Raw genomic sequence first — 18,026 nt, 5'->3', positions numbered from 1 at the left:
AAAAAACATAAATGACTATATTCATAGGGAGGGTACAATGATGTCAGAAAAAATCTTTAAGAATGGTTTCATGTCGTTATTGTTGATTTTATTTTTAGCAGCATGTTCAGACGATGGCGGGTCAGAACCTGCAGATACAGATGGTGATACAGACACGGATGAGGTCGATTCAGAAGAAGAAACAGATGACGGAGTTGAAGCAGATGCGGATGCTTCGGGATCAGACGAACAAGCTGAACTTCGAGTATGGATTATGGAAACTGGATCACCTGAAGAAGCAGAAGAGTATTTTGCTCGCGTGAATGAAAGATTTAATGAACAATATCCAAATGTCGAAGTCAATGTACAGTTTATTCCATGGTTGTCTGCACACCAAAATTTAATTACAGCGATTGCTGGAGGAGGTGCTCCGGATATCGCAGAACTTGGGACAACTTGGAATCCTGAATTTGCAGCAATGGGTGCATTAGCAAACATGGATGACGTCGTACAAGAGTGGGGAATGACCGATGGATGGGTTCCAGCACTTGAGGAAGTTGGCACATATGATGACAGCTTATACGGAATTCCATGGTATGCAGGAGTTCGCCAGTTAATTTATAATGAAGACATTTTTGACGAAGCAGGTGTAGACGTCCCGACGAATTTTGACGAGCTTTGGGAAGTAAGTGAAGCGATTGTGAACAATACAGACGCTTATGCTTATCCTGCAGTCGGAATTTCACAACACTTTATTTTACCGAAAATATGGCACTTTGGCGGTGAATTAGCAGTTCAGGAAGAAGATGAAGACGGTGAAATGCGCTGGGTATCGACAGTAAATGAACCAGAAGCAGTTGAGGCAATGGAATTTTACACAAACATGTATAAAGAAGGCTTTGTACCAGAAGGAGCCTTGAACTGGTCTGTCCTTGAGACACGACAAGCTTTTGCACAAGAAGATTTAGCGATGACGATCGACCTTCCTGCAGGTGTGAATGCGATGATCAGTGAGAATCCAGATATTGAAGATAAAGTCGGTGTTGCACCACTGCCAGGAAATGAATCAAATTCGAGCTTTGTCGGCGGCTCAAACTTAGCCGTTTTCGAACAATCACAGAACAAAGAATTAGCAAACGAATATTTGGAGCTATTAGTTTCTGATGAATTTATTACAGAATGGGCAGAATTTACCGGATTTTTCCCAGGTACACTTGAAGGATTAGAAAACCCAATTTTCACAGATGATGAAATGCTCAGCATCTTCTCAGATGCAATGATAGATGGCCGTTCATATCCAGCAAGCCCATCTTGGGGAAGGTTTGAAGGGGAAAACTTATTTGTCGCACCAGTACAAGAAGTGATGCAAGGCCAAAAAACAGCAGAAGAAGCAATGGAAGATATGGCTGAATCGATGAATAACGCTTTCCAAACAGAATAAATCAAAACATGAATATAGGGTGGCTAATGGAGAGGTTATCTTCAAAGCCACCCTCCTTAATAGATTGGAGTTGTAGAGCATGAAGAATCGTTGGCTTCCTTGGATACTTCTCTCCCCTGCCTTAATTTTAATTATGGGGTTAACGATTTATCCTTTAATTAATACGTTCGTGCTGTCATTCAGAGAATATAATATGTATTCGTTGATGACTGGAGTATCCGAATGGGTCGGATTCAGTAACTATGCTGAAACGTTAAAAGATCCATTTTTTTGGACAGTCACAAGGAACACGATCATTTTTGGTCTAGCATGTGTATTTGGAACGATGATCACAGGGTTATTAGTCGCCTTATTGTTAAATACAAAATTTAGAGGGAGCAAGATTCTCGGCATTGTCATCCTGATCCCATGGGTATTTCCGGCAGTAGCCGGCGGGATCGTATGGCGTTGGATGTTCAATGACCAATACGGAATTGCCAATTATTTTTTATCGAGTATCGGCTTAAGTATGTTCGAAGGGTACGCCTGGTTTAACTCATCGTTCACCGCATTTACGGTCATCTTTTTTATGATCGTCTGGCAAAGCTTCCCGTTTATCGCTGTCTCGTTATTAGCTGGCTTCCAAACGATCCCTGACACACTTTATGAAGCAGCAGAAATTGATGGAGCAAATGCGTGGCATAAGTTGACGAAGATTACTCTCCCAATGCTAAAACCATTACTACTCATTCTATTTATTTTATCAACGATATGGGACTTTAAAATCTTCGACCAAATATATGTCATGACAGAAGGTGGTCCGGCAAGAGGTACATATGTCCTTGCATTATATTCCTGGAGTGAAGCCTTTAATTCGTTGAACTTCGGTATGGCATCAGCGATCGCGATGCTCATGTTTATTTTGTTAATGTTCTTTATCGTCATCTACATTTACTTTTTACGTGAAGACAAAGAGGTGAAAAAGTCATGAAGCGAAAAACTCCCGTCCAAAAATTTTTCATATATGTCGCCGCCGTCTTTGTCCTCATTTTTTCGATATTTCCATTTTGGTGGATGGTCACAAGCTCGTTAAAACCGTCCTCTGAAATCTTTAGCAGTGTGCCGACATTATGGCCGCATAATCTTACGTTCGAGCATTACTACAACATTTTTGTCAGAGCGAATTTCTGGGTTTATTTTAAAAATAGTTTACTAGTCGCTGGCACAGTAACAATCCTCGGAACCGGTCTTGCTGCATTAGCTGGTTACGCATTAGGACGCTTTCCGATTAAAGGGAAAAATGGAATTTTACTTATGATTTTAAGTGTGCAAATGTTTCCGTTAGTCGTCATGTTAATTCCGCTCTTCATCGTTATGAGCCGCCTAGGACTTGTAAACTCATTAGTTGGCTTAGTCATCGTTTACTTAACGTTTGCGTTGCCGTTCTGTATATGGATGCTTCGCAGCTATTTCTCATCGATTCCTGCTGAAATTGAAGAGGCTGCGATGATTGACGGATGTACGCGCATGCAAGCGTTCCGGAAGGTGATCTTCCCACTCGCATGGCCCGGGGTTTCCGCAACAAGTATTTTCGCTTTTATTACTGCGTGGAATGAATTTGTCTTTGCAGTAACGTTTATCCAGGACGATGGATTACGAACTTTGCCATTAGCTCTTCAGCAGTTTTTCAGCCGATTTACAGCTGACTATGGCGGATTAATGGCCGCTTCAACCATTGCAACAATCCCAGTTTTATTATTCTTTATTTTTTTCCAACGAAAAATGACAAAAGGATTAGTACAAGGATCGGTAAAAACTTGACACTTCCCCCCTCGAAAGGGGGCTTTCTCATTAGAAAAAAGGAGGTCAGTCTTAACATGGACATATCAAAGCTAAGTTTAGAGGAAAAGATTGGTCAGATGGTCATGTGTGGTTTTTCAGGTCATTCCCGAACGAACGAAATAGAGACACTTATTGAAAAGTATCATATTGGCGGCGTCATTTATTTCAGCAGGAACATTGATACACTTCAGCAAGTATACGAATTATCGAATGACCTCCAACGTTTCAATCGAGATCATTCCTCAATCCCATTGTTCGTATCGATCGATCAAGAAGGGGGAATGGTTGCAAGAATTCTCGACGTCACCTTAATACCAGGAAATATGGCAATCGGGGCAACAGATCGTGATGAATTCGCTTATGAGGCGGCAAAAATTAGCGGACAGGAATTGCGTGCATTAGGTGTAAATGTCAATTTGGCTCCGTGTGTTGATGTTAACAACAATCCAGCGAATCCGGTCATTGGCGTCCGTTCATACGGTAGTCATCCGCAACGAGTTGCCGCTTTAGGAGAAGCGCAAATAAAAGGGTATCAACAAAGCAATGTTGTGGCGACAGCGAAGCACTTTCCAGGGCACGGTGATACGAGTGTCGATTCTCATTTAGATTTACCTCAAGTCACACACACGATGAAACGAATGCATGACGTTGAGCTACTCCCGTTTAAACGAGCTGTTTTAGCCGGTGTTGATGCCATTATGACAGCTCATGTCGTGTTCCCGGCACTTGAAGAGAAGCTGCCAAGCACGCTCAGTTATAAAATTATCACAGGACTGCTAAAGCAAGAGCTACAATTTAACGGTGTCGTTTTTACAGACTGTATGGAAATGAAAGCAATCTCCGACTATTTCGGAACGGCAAATGCTGCGGTCAAAGCCGTAAAGGCAGGAGTCGATGTCGTTCTCGTTAGCCATACGTATGACGTCCAAGTCGAAACGATTGAAAAACTGAAGCAAGCCGTTTTAGCAGGAGAAATTACGGAGGAACGAATTAATCAGTCTGTTCAGCGAATCCTTTCGTTAAAGGAAAAAAGAACGTTACATGACGATACAACGAACACGTGGCAGCAAGCGCAGAGCACATTAAAACAACGAAAACATGTTGAATTTGTTAAACAAGTACGTGAAGAAAGCATTACGTTAATAAAAGGTGACCTTAACAAGCTGATCCTCGATAAAAACAAGCCGGTTACTGTCGTTTATACAGGTGCGGTGAATCAATCGGAGGCAGATGAGAAAATTAACGAATCTGCTACTCTCGGAGCGTGTTTACAAGAGGCAGGCTACACGGTAAACGAAATCGAGGTCCCTCCTAATCTTTCTGAGGAGGAAGTCGAGGAAGCCGTTAAAAAGTCTCGTGATGCAGAGCAACTTCTCGTCTGCACATATAATGCATCGATGTTTTTGAACCAGCAAAAGCTAGTCCGTCAATTACATCAATCAAATCCTGATCTTATTGTCGTAGGCTTGCGCAGCCCTTATGATATCCAAACGTTCCCGGAAGTAAGCATATTCATGACTGGCTACGAAAACCGCCTCGGCACTTTACGTGCAATAACAGACATATTGCGAGGAGAGAAGCTTCCAAAAGGAAAGCTGCCGGTTACATTGTCATAAATAGCAGAAGAGACAGTGCTGTGCTTCTTCCTTTCTCTGCAAGATAATTGGAAAATGTGTGTCCATCGAAGCAGCGTAATCTTACCGTCACCGCCAAAAGGAGAGAGTGTGCCCTTTGACGGCACGAAAAGTGGAAATAGATTCGTCAAGGGGAGAGATCGTCATGCTTGGCGGCACGAAAAGTGGAAATGGGACCGTCAAGGGGAGAGATTGTCATCCTTGGCGGCACGAAAAGTGGAAATAGAACCGTCAAGGGGAGAGATCGGCATGCTTGACGGCACGAAAAGTGGAAATGGGACCGTCAAGGGGAGAGATTGTCATCCTTGGCGGCACGAAAAGTGGAAATAGAACCGTCAAGGGAATAGATCAGCATGCTTGACGGCACGAAAAGGGGAAATAGAACCGTCAAGCGAAGAGATCAGCATTCCTGGCGCCCAGAAAAGTCGAAATGTGGTTTCGCTAAGGTGTAGTCGAAATAACGCAGTTTTAATGAGTCGCACAACCCTGAAGAAGACGCACCATTAACGGGAACACCAATTACGAGAGAACTTACGCAGTTAAGTGTAATCCCACAACCTGAGCAAGGCGCACTATTAGCATGATCGCACGATTATTGAGGGCTTCACGAAATTATAGGTGGAATAATAGTACAATCCTGAAGAAGGCACGCAGTTACGGGGAGGGGGAATCCCATCACCACTTTGCGTAATCTCTGAGCCAATCACGCAATCCCCGCATTGCCCGTCCGCCCCACGTTAACACAAATCGAACCGGACTTTTACGCACTTTTAAAGATAAATCGAGAAAAATCATATGATTCCTTGTTATGATAGTAAGTAGCAAAAGAAAATGAACGTTTGTACGGAAAGTATTTCGCGTGGAAGAAAAAACTGTGTAGCTCAACGAGCAAATTTAACAAAGGATGTGACACACGTGACTTCATCGACTTCTGGAGCACTTATGATCATCAATGAAATGGCCAACAAATTGCCGCCTTCTGAAAAGAAAATTGCCGAATACATAATGGCTCACCCGAATGAAACGATCTCACTCACCGCGACCCAGTTAGGAGAACGGAGTTTAACGAGTAGTGCTGCCGTGATCCGCCTCTGCAAATCACTTGGTTTCAAAGGGTTTCAACAGCTGAAGCTACGGCTAGCCGGAGATTTGCAAAAGAACGGCCAAGAAGGATATCGTGATATTCAACCTGGCGAATCTTCATCACAAGTCGTTTCAAAAATGACAAATAACAGCATTCAAACGCTTCGTGAAACAGCAGAAATCCTTGACTTAGATGACCTTTCCAAAGCAGTAGAAGCCATGATACATGCAGAAAATATTCATTTTTTTGGTGTCGGTGCCTCGAATATTATTGCTCAAGATGCCCAGCTTAAGTTTTCCCGGATTAATAAAAGGGCGACCGCATTTCCAGACTTTCACGTTGCGGCGATGCATGTCGCAAACGTAAAGGAAGGCGACGTCGTCTGTGGCATTTCCTTCTCCGGAAACACGTACGAAGTAGAGCGGATCCTCCAACTAGCCAACGAAAAAAAGGCAACGACAATTGGATTGACAAGGTTCGGTCCATCGGTAGTAGCGGACGTCGCATCAATCTGTTTACGAACATCAATCTCAAAAGAAGCGACCTTCAGAAGCGGTGCGACATCTTCGAGACTTGCCCAGCTTCACGTCATCGACATGCTCTTTATGAGTGTTGCCAACAAAGAATATGACGAAGTAATCGGTCATTTAGACGAAACGCGTGATGCCATCAAGTTTATCCAAGCGAAACGAAGTAAACCGTCACGCAATGGGGGCAACGATGCAAAATAAAATTGAAATCCCATTGAAAAAAGACCGTGTCCTCGCGATTGGCCTCATGTCAGGCACTTCCGTCGACGGGGTAGATGCAGCGCTCGTTGAAATTACCGGTTTTGGTGAAAAAACGAAAGTGAACTTGCTTCATTTTGAAACTGTTCATTATGACCGTGAGCTTAAGCAGCGTATTTTACAACTTTGTAAACCGGAAACATCCTCAGTCGACACCATCTGTGAAATGAACGTATTGCTAGGGGAGAAAATGGCTAAAGCTGCACAAAAAGTAATCGACCATGCAGGAAAAACGATGGCTCAAATTGATTTCGTTAGTTCCCATGGCCAAACGATTTATCATATGCCAGAAAGCTTTGCGACCTTACAAATTGGCGAATTGGCCGTCATCGCCCACCGTACAGGCTGTCTCACAGTCGGAGACTTCCGTCCGAACGATCTTGCTGCAGGTGGTCAAGGTGCACCACTCGTCCCTTTTGTTGACGAGCTTCTTTTTACAGATGAAAACAAGGGGCGCGTATTGATCAACATAGGCGGGATTAGTAATCTTACGGTATTGCCAGCCAGATCCAACGATTCCCACCAGCCTACCCAAGCATTTGATATCGGTCCAGGTAACGTCTTAATTGATGAGATGATTCGAATTGGCACAAATGGTGCGAATGATTATGATGATGGAGGGAAAATGGCATCGAGCGGAACGTTACGTGAAGACTGGCTGACAGAGATGATCGCTCGCGATCCATTTATTCCACGTCCGTATCCGAAAAGCACTGGTCGCGAGCTTTATACACATGAACGAGCGAAAGCGTTGTATGAAGAAGGGGAGAACCGTGGTTTTTCCTTTGAAGATATTGTAACGACGGTGACGTATTATACCGTTCGAGCGATCTCAAAAACGATTAAGGAACAGCTCGATCCTGAATACAACATTGACGAAATATTCGTTGGCGGTGGCGGGGTTCATAACGAATTCATTATGAAAAACTTACATGATGAGCTCTCTCGCCCAGTTTTATCAATGGAATCGATCGGTTTCTCCAGTGATGCGAAAGAAGCGATCGCCTTTGCGATTTTAGGTAACGAATTCCTTCGCCAACAGCCGAACAGCCTTCCAGCAGCGACGGGAGCGAATAAAAGAACGATCATGGGCAAGTTGACATTTCCATAAACGAAAACGAAAGTGACCGACATCGAACCGTTCGGTCACTTTACATTTTGTTTTATTGAATGATGATTCTGGGACATTACCCGAAAACCATTGCACAAACAAACCTCTTAATGTAACTCGTCTGCTGGTCCGAAAAACTCAAAATGAACGTTTTCTTCAGGAACACCCCAGTCTGACAATACTTTGCGGATGACTTTCATGAACGGTACTGGTCCGCAAAAATAAAAGTCAGTATGATGAACATCATTTTCTTTTAAAAGCGACTTTAACCATTCTGAATCAACGTAGCCTTCTTTATCAAATCGATCCAAATGACGGTCTTCTTCAGTCGGTTTTTCATAGCAAACGAAGTAGTCCACATTTTCGTGATTATGGGCCACCTCTGTCACATGCTCATCAAGCGCATGGACGTCTCCGTTCTGAGCAGCATGAATAAATGTAACGTTTCGCTCCGGCTGCTTTTCAACAATCGTATTCAGCATACTGATCATTGGGGTTAAACCGACCCCACCGCTTATAAGAGCAACGGGCTTTTTCCCCTCGACATCTAAGACAAAGTCACCGGCAGGCGCAGTCAATTCAACGACATCGCCTTCATTGACATGGTCGTGTAAATAATTTGAAACGATCCCATCGGGTACTTGCTCGTTCGATTCACGCTTCACACTGATGCGGTAATAATCTTTCCCTGGTGAGTCAGATAAGCTGTATTGGCGAATGTGTGTGTACTCCTCACCAGTGATGTGACAACGAATGCTTACATATTGTCCTGGGAGAAAATCGGAAATAGATTCACCATCTTTGGCCTTAAAATAAAACGAAGTAATGACGTCGCTTTCCTTCACCTTTTTTTCTACCACAAAATGTCTAAAGCCGTTCCAACCGCCCGATTTAGCAGCGGACTCTGCATACATTTCCCGTTCAACTTGGATGAAAACATCTGCGATCACTCCGTATGCTTTCTCCCAAGCTTCAATAATTTCATCTGTAGCCGCATCACCTAATACTTCTTTGATCGCTAGTAATAAGTGCTTTCCGACAATCGGATATTGCTCTGCTTTAATTTCTAAACTGCGGTGTTTGTGGGCAATTTGCTTAACAACAGGCAAGATCGCCTCCAAATTATCGATATACTGTGCTGCGGCATAAACTGTATTTGCCAAAGCCCTCGGCTGCTTTCCTTGTTTCTGGTTTGTGTGGTTGAAAATATTTAGTAGTTCTGGGTGATTGGTAAACATCATTTCATAAAAACGTTTCGTAATCTCTTCACCATGTTCTGCTAAAACCGGTACCGTCGACTTCACAATGTCAATCGTTTTTGCATCAAGCTGTGTCGTTTCTGTCGTCATTGCTCATCTCTCCTTTAAGAAGTTGTTTAAAAAGTCCAGTGAAAGTGACACATCGAATTTCTTCGTTGGCTTGCTTTTCCGCCCCTCACGTATGAATTACACACGTTCCGGTACCCGAAACTACGCCTTCGAATCTCGGTCCTTTTCATCCTCCTTTTTGAACACGCACTTTAACACTATTTTTACGTTTAAAACATATATTCTAAATACACCTTTATTATGGAGCCTTTCGGTGCGTAAAAGCAATATTTAAAATACATGTTTAAAAATTGTTCACATTTTCAAACGTATTTACCTTTTGTGGTATAGTGAAATACAATAATAAAGATAGTTTCGTTTTGAAAAATGAACGAAGGTGATGAATATGCAATTAACGATATATACAGATTACACGTTACGTGTCCTCATATACTTAGGGATCCAGCCCGAAGAGAAACGATCCAATATAAAGGAAATCTCCAATTTTTACAACATTTCAAGCAATCATTTAAGTAAGGTCGTTTATGAGCTCGGGAAGCTAGGATTCATTGAAACGATAAGAGGGAGAAATGGCGGCATCAGGCTTGCAAAAAGTCCGGAGCAAATTAATATCGGTGCCGTCGTCAGGCATACGGAAAGCCCACTCAATCTTGTCGAATGCTTTGACCCTGAAAAAAATACGTGCAAGATCAGCCCAGCGTGCAAACTGAAAGGAGTATTAAATGAAGCGCTCTCCGCTTACTTAAACATACTTGATTCATACACACTGAAAGATCTTCTCGTAAACGAAGACGAATTAAAAAACCTTTTCTTCTCTCACTAGGAAATCTATTCCACAATAGGTTTCCTAGTTTTTTATTCGACAAAACCCGACAAGTGCCTGGCACTTGTCGGGTTTGTCTTTTTCCCCATCTACCCATAGAGGATAACCTTTCCAAAATAGTACTTTCGAACCTACTAGAAACTCTATCAATCTGTTATTATTGGATAAAATATGTAGTATAATAGTGCTAAATGTCACATTATGAAGAATTTGGGAAAGAGGTGGATTTATGTCTTTTTTTGATTCGAAAGTACGTTCTACTCTGTTTGTGTCAGCTGCTGCGACCGGTGCTGTTCTCGTTGCTCCTAATCTAGCAGAAGCGTCCTTCGGCAGTGAAACACTGCGGTTTGGTATGGAGAAGTCGGATGTAAAAGAGCTGCAAGAGCGGTTGAAAGAGGAAGGCTATTTCAATTTTCACACAGCAACAGGGTATTTCGGTGAAATTACGAGAACAGCTGTAAGAGATTTTCAGAAAGCGAACGACTTGACTGTTGACGGTATTGTCGGTCCACAGACCTTCGGTGCCCTTAATGCAAGTAGTTCGAGCGGATCAAGCTCGTCTGAAAAAGAAAGTAATGAATCTACTTCATCCTCTTCAGGTACATACAACGGAGAAGCTGTTCGGAATACGAATCAAGTGATGCGTCAAGGAACACGAGGCGACGATGTCGTTCGTCTCCAGTCTTACCTGAAAAAAGCAGGCTTTTTCGATTACCATGAGGCGACGGGTTATTACGGGGGTATCACGGAAAAGGCAGTTAGACGCTTTCAACAGGCTCGGGGATTAAAAGTCGATGGGCTTGCTGGGCCACAAACGTTGACTAAAATGAACGAAGAGATCGGAAGTACATCAAATAATGGCAGCAACGATAACTCATCTGCTAATTCTGGATCAAATGGATCAGTCGATCTATCAAACGTGATTTTGCGTCAAGGAAGCAGTGGAAAAGAAGTAGAAGAGCTGCAAACGAGATTAAAAGATTTAGGCTATTATTCAGGGAATGTCACTGGAATTTACGGTTCAGTAACAGCAGATGCTGTTCGCCAATTACAACGTCAGACGAGCATTCAAGTTGATGGCATTTTCGGACCGCAAACATTTGGTCAGCTCGAGAAAAACATTCCGAAGGAGACAGAATCATCTTCCGGTTCAAATTCAGGGTCGTCTGGAAATTCTTCGGCTGATAAAATTTTGTTAGAAGAAGGCAGTCGAGGCGACAATGTTACAGAGCTGCAAAATATGCTGAAAGCGATCGGCCATTTCAAACAAGCCCCAACCGGCTATTTCGGTCCAATTACGAAAGATGCGTTGATTGCCTTCCAAAAAGACTGGAATCTTTCTGAAACAGGCAAAGTGAATAAGACGACATGGGAAAAACTCGAAGAAATTTCGAAAATTCATATGGAAGAATCACAAGGATCTTCATCAGATAAAGCGTCATTTGACACAATGAATCTCATTGCAGATGCAGCAGAACTAACTGGAACCCCATATGTATGGGGCGGTACGACACCATCAGGCTTCGATTGCAGCGGATTCGTACAATATGTTTTCAAGAAAAACGGAGTGGACCTCCCAAGGACTGTTGCAGAACAATGGAATGCAACATCGTCCGTTTCAAAGCCGAGCGTCGGCGATATTGTTTACTTCGAAACATATCGCGAAGGACCTTCTCATAACGGCATTTATATCGGGAATAACCAGTTTATCCATGCAGGCTCGTCAACCGGGGTGACAGTCGCAAACTTGAACACAAATTACTGGAGCTCTAGATACCTCGGAGCCAAAAAAATTAACTAGTAGTTTATAAGTTTACTAGAAACCACACAGGTGAGTCGTTCTCTCTGTGTGGCTTTTTTGCTGTCGCATGCGGTGTTTTTAGGCAAAAATATGTTGCCTATTCAGAAGTTTGGAATAGGTACCGATGAATGTGTTGGAATCAGAATTATGTGTCGGATTCCGAAGTTAATTATAATCATTCTAGTTAGCGGATAAACCGAATTTTTTACAGGATAAACCCGGATTTTTCGCGGATAAAACAAAATTTTTACCGGATAAACCCGGATTTTTCACGGATAAAACGAATTTTTTACAGGATAAACCCGTATTTTCCGCGGATAAAACAAGATTTTTACCGGATAAACTCAGATTTTTCATGGATAAATTAAATATTTAACCGGATAAACTGAAAAATTCACGGATAAACCAACGCCAAACTTAGTACTTTCCAATTTTCAGCAACGTAACGGTGGTCAGTGCTCTACTATTGTCACCTCCTGCTCCAAAATATGCGACAACTTCGATCATTGACACGAAAACGGATGAGAGCTCCCGTTTAAATAAACGTTTGTTTAACCTTGATTCGACAAAATCCCCTGATTATCTATACTATAAACAAACAGAGAGCGGGATTCTAGAAGATTAGTTATTCACAATAAGTTAGGACATAGAACGCAATTGCTTTATGGGAATTGTATGAAAAGGAATGGATGGATGTAAAAATCTCATCCGAAAACTAGAGTATTTGGACATGAAATTTTAAATTTTGTTAGACTAATTTTAACAAGATATTTGTGTATAGTCATGAAGTTATAAGAGTGTAAAGGGGATTATTTCAAAGCATCACGAATTTATATTATTCGTTAAAATACATTTGGGATTAATTAGAAAAAAGTGTATGATGGTGTATGGACATTATCTGTTCCACTCTTTTATAAAAAAATTCTTTCTTCATGATTGAGTTATGCTTTTTTAAAACTGATAAATAGAGAGGGGTTTTATAGTGTTATTTGAAAAATTGACGCTTTCGCAAAAAATTGCAGATCACATTGCCACACAAATTGTTGAAGGAAAACTCGAACCAGGACAAAGGTTATTGGAACAAGAATTAAAGGATATATTTGGTACAAGCAGAGCGCCAATAAGAGAAGCACTATTCTTATTAGAAAATCAGGGGGTTGTAGAGCGAGTTCCGAGGAAAGGTGTCTTTGTAAAAAAGTATTCAAGAAAAGAGATCTTAGATTTCTATGATATTGTATATCGGTTGACCGAAATAGCATTGAAAAAGGGTGTTATAAATCGAAGTACTGAACAAATAAATTACTTATTTGAAATCATTGAGGAAATGGAAAATTCTATAAAGGATGAAGAATTAAAAAAATGTTTCTTATTGGTAGAAAAACTTCATATGTTTTTATTTGAATTACCTAATAACCTTGTTTTAAAAGATTTATATGAAAAGTTGAATAAAAGGTGGACTACTTTTAGATATTTGACTCTTTCACATCCAGATAGTCTTAGTCAGTCAATCTGTGAATATAAGGAAATTATTATAGGATTACGAGATCAGGATGAAGAAAAAATATTAAAAGTATTATCTAAAAAAGAGAAAAGAGCTTTAGCAATTTTAGAAAGAATATTGGTTGAACAAAACAATTGACAGTCTTGGAGAGTGGTAGATGAATGTACATTTAAAGTAACTTTTCTTAATCCACTCTCATATTAATTTACAGAAAATTTTAAAAACACTTTACAAATATAGACGGGTTTTATATAATTCGTGTATAAACACATTTTGTATATTGTCGACAATATACAAAATACAAAAATAACGAGCAAAAGGAGAGGTAAGATGAGTTCAAAATTTGAAGTAGGTTTAGACATTAGAAAAAGTGTATTAGGAGAAGAGCATGTAAACAGATCAATTAACAATGCCACTGAATTTAATGAGCCTATACAACAACTTGTAACTGAATATTGCTGGGGAGAAGTTTGGTCAAGGTCTGGATTAGATAAAAAACAAAGGAGCTTAATAAATTTAGCTATGTTAACAGCCCTTAACCGTCCACATGAGTTGAAATTACACCTAAAGGGTGCGTTAAGAAACGGCTGCAAAAAAGAGGAAATCAGAGAAGTGTTGTTACAAAGTGCAATATATTGTGGAGTACCGGCTGCTGTAGATAGTTTTAGAGTAGCTAGTGAAATTATTAAGGACTTAAATGACGAAGTCGAATAAAAATCAAGCCTACAAGGAGTTAAGCATATGAAAAAAGAGTTAATTATAGGCTTCATCGGATTAGGTAATATGGGTTATTATATGGCCAAAAATATTGCCAAAAATGGTTATTCTATGGTCGTATACGATATTCGAACAGAAGTAGTAGATGAGTTCATTAATGAAAAGATTGAAAAGGCTTACAACCCGAAGGATGTTGCAGACCTTGCTGATGTGGTACTTGTTAGTTTACCAACTCCTGAAATCGTTAAGAGAGTTGCGATTGGAAAGGGAGGTTTGGTTGAAGGGAAGAGAATTCAAACATATATCGACCTATCGACGTCTGGTCAAACTGTATCGAATGAGGTTGGGAAAGTACTCTTGGGGCATGATATCAATGTGTTAGATTCACCTGTAAGTGGAGGAGTCCCGGGGGCTGAGAAAGCAACATTATCATTAATGGTTGCTGGTGCTGAGAAAGCGTTTACGGAACATTATGAATTACTATCTTGCCTTGGGAGAAAGGTAATTCATGTAGGAGATGAGATTGGGCAGGCGCAAGTCATGAAGGTAATAAATAATTTACTTTCATCTTCAGCTTTAGCGATAACATCAGAGGCTTTAGTCCTTGGTGTGAAAGCAGGACTTAATCCGGAAAAAATGATTGATGTACTTAACGTAAGTAGTGGGAGGAATTCAGCAACAGAAGATAAATTTAAAAAGTCTATTATTAACCGGAAATTTGATTATGGATTCAAAACTGATCTTGCCTATAAAGATATGAAACTTTGTTTAGACCTTGCGGAAAATTTAAAAGTTCCAATGTATTTAGGAACAAATATAACTCATTTTTGGCGTTATATTATGACACAAGGTGCTGAAGGGGAAGATTATACAACGATTGTGAAGTACTTTGAACAATGGGCGAATGTTGAAGTGGGGCAAAGCGAATCTGAACCAAGTAAAACCTAGGAGGGGAATTATGAAAAGATGTATATTTATCTCCATGTTTTCAACTTTTATAGCAATGATGGTTGCTTGTGGTGAGGAACAAGATACTCAGGGAAATTCAGATGATGCTTCAGGTAGTGAGGAATCTTATGTATTGGCTTTTGGAGGAGCAACTCCAGGAGGAGCCGCCTATCAAATATCGACTGCGTACTCAGAAATCATTAATACGGAACTGGATCATGTTCAAGTGAACGTGGAGGTAACGGGTGGAGGAGCGGACAATGTTGCACTAATTAATAATGGGGAATTAGATTCTGGTCACGGCAACTCTGGTGTCGGCTATCATGCATTTCATGGAGAAGGTGAATATGAAGGAGATGAACATGACAACCTTCGTGGGTGGTTACCTGTATATGACTATCCCTTTCAAGTAGTTGTTTTAGAAGACAGTGATATTGCTTCTGTTTCTGACCTGCAAGGTAAACGAATTGGTGTAAATGTACAAGGGAGTGGTGGAGAGGTAACATCTCAACAAGTATTTGATGCTATAGGGTTAATTAGGTATGAAGATTATGAACCATTTTATTTAGATTATGATGAAGCTGCAGATGCATTAAGTACAGGAAGAATTGATGCAACGATATTTTCTACAGGAGCTCCCACCCCTGCTTTAACAGAATTGGGTACAACGAATGATATTAGAATCTTAGAGTTTACTGATGAAGAGTTATCACTTGTTGATGAAGAATATTCATTTTTAACGGGGGGGACTCTACCAGGGGGAACATACAGTGATATTGAGCAGGATATAAATACAGTCTTTGCAGCGACAATTAACTATGTTAGTGCTGACCTTCCTGACGATTTAGTGTACGACCTAACAAAAGCTGTTTGGGAAAACCGGGATAGATTAATAGAAGCTCACCCTACACAAGAAAACCTTAATGCTGACTTAATAGAAAGCGCTCTCATTCCTATTATGCCACTTCATCCTGGTGCTGAGAGCTATTATAAAGAAAATGGTATTATTGAAGATTAAAAACGTTATATAGATGGACAAGAAATTGTCCATCTATATGGATCTCTCTAGAAAAGGAGGGGACATAGTGTCAAATCAACCAAAGGTACCTCAGGAAATTGATCCTGAAGTTTCCCGATCTAAGCGTAAATTGAGAGGTATTGATAAACCCATTGTATTTACAATAAGTTTTGTGATGGCGGTCGTTCAAATTTATTTAATTATTTTTAGTATGAGAGCCCCTATGATTAATACAGGAATATTTTTAATGTTTGTATCTACATTGACTTTTTTACTATATAAAGCCTCACCAAAAATAAAGTCCGAATCAATTCCTTGGTATGATTGGGTTTTGGCTGCTGTAGCAGTTTTACCATTTCTATATGGAAGTTCCTTTTATAATGAGATTATTAGTAGAGCGGTCACACCAACTTATACAGATATAATTATGACTATCATTGCAGTCGCGGTAATATTGGAGATCAGCAGAAGGACGATAGGGATTTTATTACCGGGAATAGCAATACTTTTTATTTTTTATGCCCTTTGGGGTGGAAATATTGGTGGGATATTTAGTCATCCTGGATATAGCTTAGAGCGCTTAACGAACACGTTTTATATGACGACGAACGGAATTTATGGAGCGCCCGCGAAGGTTGCGGCTACTATGGTATTTATGTTTGTATTTTTTGGAGCATTTTTAAATGCAACAGGTGCAAGTAAAGTGATTACTGATGGAGCATTCTCTATTGCTGGAAAATATACAGGAGGACCTGCAAAAGTTTCAATCATAGCGAGTGCTTTAATGGGGAGTGTATCTGGAAGTGCCTCAGCCAATGTTGCTACAACTGGTCAATTGACAATCCCCCTAATGAAAAAAATAGGGTATAAAAGGCACTTTGCAGCAGGAGTGGAATCTGCCTCTTCAACTGGTGGAACAATTACACCTCCTATCATGGGAGCTGCTGCATTTATTATGACGGAGATTACTGGTATCCCTTATGGAGATATTGTGCTTGCAGCAATTATTCCAGCGCTCCTTTTTTACTTAGCTACATTTACTGCTGTCCATTATGAGGCGAAAAAGTTAGGGTTACGAGGACTTTCAAAAGAGCAATTACCAAGTATTTTTTTGGTGATCAAAAAAGGTTTCTATGTGATGTTACCCTTGATTTTACTAATCGTACTTATCTTGATGTATTACCCTGTCATGTACGCAGCTTTTTACTCTACAATTGCGCTTATTATCATGGGATTCATTCAACCGACTTCTCGATTAACGATTAAAAAAGTTTTTCAAGCGATTGCAGACTCTTCAGGCATGGTATTGCAAGCAGCTGCTGCCTGTGCTTGTGCGGGGATTGTAATCGGAGTATTAAATTTAACGGGATTAGGTCTACGTTTTTCGTCGGTTACACTTGGCATTGCAGGTCAAAGTTTAATATTAGCGTTAATCTTTACGATGATCATTTCAATTATTCTAGGTATGGGCTTACCTCCTGTAGCAGCCTATATTATCGGTTCTGCTGTGGCTGCGCCAGCATTAATAAATTTAGGTTTCCCTGTCCTTGCAAGTCACTTGTTCGTCTTTTATTTTTCTGCATTATCATCGATCACTCCGCCTGTAGCGGTGACAGCTTATATTGGTGCAGGAATTGCTGGGGCGAATCCTTTGAGAACCGCTGTTACAAGCTGTCTTATTGGGCTGCCAGCATTCATTGTTCCTTATATGTTTATGTTCTCTGATCACTTTTTACTTCAAGGAGACGTGTTCAACATCATCTTGACACTCATTCCTGCTATCATTGGCTTCTTTTGCCTGAGTGCTGGTATCATCGGTTACTTTAATAAAAAGCTTTATATTTACGAAAGGGTTGGATTCGTATTGGGCGGTGGGCTCCTTCTAATCTTCGATTTCATTACAGGAGCTGTCGGTGTCTTAATATTAGTTCTTGTCGTTATGTATCACTATAAGCGCCCAGATATTGAACAAATAGGAGAACAGCAGGTGAGTCCATAATAGAAGAATGAAAGATTCTTAAGAGGAGGAGTA

At 40.6% G+C, this 18,026-nt stretch carries 14 protein-coding genes; 13 read left to right on the top strand and 1 reads right to left on the bottom strand.

The window, feature by feature from the left end; genetic code table 11:
- Window positions 1-37 precede the first annotated feature (37 nt).
- The 6 genes from CD001_RS01215 to CD001_RS01185 all read left to right on the top strand — a co-directional run bounded on the left by CD001_RS01215 (window position 38) and on the right by CD001_RS01185 (window position 7,858).
- Window positions 38-1,420, top strand: a complete 1,383-nt coding sequence (locus tag CD001_RS01215) for a sugar ABC transporter substrate-binding protein (RefSeq protein WP_096185828.1) — start codon at window positions 38-40, stop codon at window positions 1,418-1,420.
- A gap of 79 nt (window positions 1,421-1,499) precedes the next feature.
- Window positions 1,500-2,390 (top strand): carbohydrate ABC transporter permease, encoded by an 891-nt coding sequence (locus CD001_RS01210; protein WP_096185827.1) that lies wholly within the window; start codon window positions 1,500-1,502, stop codon window positions 2,388-2,390.
- On the top strand, window positions 2,387-3,220 hold the full coding sequence (locus CD001_RS01205) for a carbohydrate ABC transporter permease (protein ID WP_096185826.1): 834 nt from the start codon (window positions 2,387-2,389) through the stop codon (window positions 3,218-3,220). The genes CD001_RS01210 and CD001_RS01205 overlap by 4 nt, the downstream gene beginning before the upstream one ends.
- A 56-nt stretch (window positions 3,221-3,276) precedes the next feature.
- Window positions 3,277-4,857, top strand: a complete 1,581-nt coding sequence (gene nagZ / locus CD001_RS01200) for a beta-N-acetylhexosaminidase (protein WP_096185825.1) — start codon at window positions 3,277-3,279, stop codon at window positions 4,855-4,857.
- A gap of 960 nt (window positions 4,858-5,817) precedes the next feature.
- Window positions 5,818-6,690 (top strand): MurR/RpiR family transcriptional regulator, encoded by an 873-nt coding sequence (locus CD001_RS01190; protein WP_096190445.1) that lies wholly within the window; start codon window positions 5,818-5,820, stop codon window positions 6,688-6,690.
- Window positions 6,680-7,858 (top strand): anhydro-N-acetylmuramic acid kinase, encoded by a 1,179-nt coding sequence (locus CD001_RS01185; RefSeq protein ID WP_096185823.1) that lies wholly within the window; start codon window positions 6,680-6,682, stop codon window positions 7,856-7,858. The genes CD001_RS01190 and CD001_RS01185 overlap by 11 nt, the downstream gene beginning before the upstream one ends.
- 107 nt (window positions 7,859-7,965) lie before the next feature.
- Here the strand turns inward: CD001_RS01185 and hmpA are convergent, their stop codons facing one another.
- Window positions 7,966-9,207, bottom strand: a complete 1,242-nt coding sequence (gene hmpA, locus CD001_RS01180; protein WP_096185822.1) for an NO-inducible flavohemoprotein — start codon at window positions 9,205-9,207, stop codon at window positions 7,966-7,968.
- Window positions 9,208-9,571: 364 nt separating this feature from the next.
- On the opposite strand from hmpA, the gene CD001_RS01175 reads away from it, so the two are divergent.
- The 7 genes from CD001_RS01175 (at window position 9,572) to CD001_RS01145 (ending at window position 17,993) form a co-directional block, all read left to right on the top strand.
- Window positions 9,572-10,009 (top strand): Rrf2 family transcriptional regulator, encoded by a 438-nt coding sequence (locus tag CD001_RS01175; protein WP_096185821.1) that lies wholly within the window; start codon window positions 9,572-9,574, stop codon window positions 10,007-10,009.
- A 229-nt stretch (window positions 10,010-10,238) separates the two neighbouring features.
- Window positions 10,239-11,810, top strand: a complete 1,572-nt coding sequence (locus CD001_RS01170; protein WP_096185820.1) for a C40 family peptidase — start codon at window positions 10,239-10,241, stop codon at window positions 11,808-11,810.
- A 982-nt stretch (window positions 11,811-12,792) separates the two neighbouring features.
- A complete protein-coding gene (locus CD001_RS01165; RefSeq protein ID WP_096185819.1) occupies window positions 12,793-13,449 on the top strand; it encodes a GntR family transcriptional regulator in 657 nt (218 codons plus the stop codon).
- Window positions 13,450-13,641: 192 nt separating this feature from the next.
- Window positions 13,642-14,025 carry a carboxymuconolactone decarboxylase family protein gene (locus CD001_RS01160; protein WP_096185818.1) on the top strand — a complete coding sequence of 128 codons (384 nt, stop codon included), beginning with the start codon at window positions 13,642-13,644 and terminating at the stop codon, window positions 14,023-14,025.
- 27 nt (window positions 14,026-14,052) lie between these two features.
- Window positions 14,053-14,976, top strand: coding sequence for an NAD(P)-dependent oxidoreductase (locus CD001_RS01155; protein WP_096185817.1), 924 nt, complete (start codon window positions 14,053-14,055; stop codon window positions 14,974-14,976).
- A gap of 10 nt (window positions 14,977-14,986) precedes the next feature.
- On the top strand, window positions 14,987-15,994 hold the full coding sequence (locus CD001_RS01150; RefSeq protein WP_179298558.1) for a TAXI family TRAP transporter solute-binding subunit: 1,008 nt from the start codon (window positions 14,987-14,989) through the stop codon (window positions 15,992-15,994).
- A 67-nt stretch (window positions 15,995-16,061) separates the two neighbouring features.
- The gene (locus CD001_RS01145) at window positions 16,062-17,993 is read left to right on the top strand and encodes a TRAP transporter permease (RefSeq protein WP_179298557.1); all 1,932 of its coding nucleotides are present in this window, start codon (window positions 16,062-16,064) and stop codon (window positions 17,991-17,993) included.
- The last annotated feature ends 33 nt before the right edge of the window (window positions 17,994-18,026 follow it).

The sequence above is a fragment of the Evansella halocellulosilytica genome (assembly GCF_002335745.1).
GTDB classification, from domain to species: Bacteria; Bacillota; Bacilli; order Bacillales; family Salisediminibacteriaceae; genus Bacillus_CA; species Bacillus_CA halocellulosilytica.
The sequence above is the reverse complement of the archived record's forward strand: the minus strand, read 5'-3'. Positions and strand labels throughout refer to the sequence as shown.

Excerpts from the sequence above, each read along its gene's own strand:
- CD001_RS01215 (WP_096185828.1), top strand. The coding sequence starts at position 38 with ATGATGTCAGAAAAAATCTTTAAGAATGGTTTCATGTCGTTATTGTTG.
- CD001_RS01210 (WP_096185827.1), top strand. The coding sequence starts at position 1,500 with ATGAAGAATCGTTGGCTTCCTTGGATACTTCTCTCCCCTGCCTTAATT.
- CD001_RS01175 (WP_096185821.1), top strand. The coding sequence starts at position 9,572 with ATGCAATTAACGATATATACAGATTACACGTTACGTGTCCTCATATAC.
- CD001_RS01160 (WP_096185818.1), top strand. The coding sequence starts at position 13,642 with ATGAGTTCAAAATTTGAAGTAGGTTTAGACATTAGAAAAAGTGTATTA.
- hmpA (WP_096185822.1), bottom strand. The coding sequence starts at position 9,207 with ATGACGACAGAAACGACACAGCTTGATGCAAAAACGATTGACATTGTG.
- CD001_RS01170 (WP_096185820.1), top strand. The coding sequence starts at position 10,239 with ATGTCTTTTTTTGATTCGAAAGTACGTTCTACTCTGTTTGTGTCAGCT.
- CD001_RS01190 (WP_096190445.1), top strand. The coding sequence starts at position 5,818 with ATGATCATCAATGAAATGGCCAACAAATTGCCGCCTTCTGAAAAGAAA.
- nagZ (WP_096185825.1), top strand. The coding sequence starts at position 3,277 with ATGGACATATCAAAGCTAAGTTTAGAGGAAAAGATTGGTCAGATGGTC.
- CD001_RS01150 (WP_179298558.1), top strand. The coding sequence starts at position 14,987 with ATGAAAAGATGTATATTTATCTCCATGTTTTCAACTTTTATAGCAATG.
- CD001_RS01155 (WP_096185817.1), top strand. The coding sequence starts at position 14,053 with ATGAAAAAAGAGTTAATTATAGGCTTCATCGGATTAGGTAATATGGGT.
- CD001_RS01185 (WP_096185823.1), top strand. The coding sequence starts at position 6,680 with ATGCAAAATAAAATTGAAATCCCATTGAAAAAAGACCGTGTCCTCGCG.
- CD001_RS01205 (WP_096185826.1), top strand. The coding sequence starts at position 2,387 with ATGAAGCGAAAAACTCCCGTCCAAAAATTTTTCATATATGTCGCCGCC.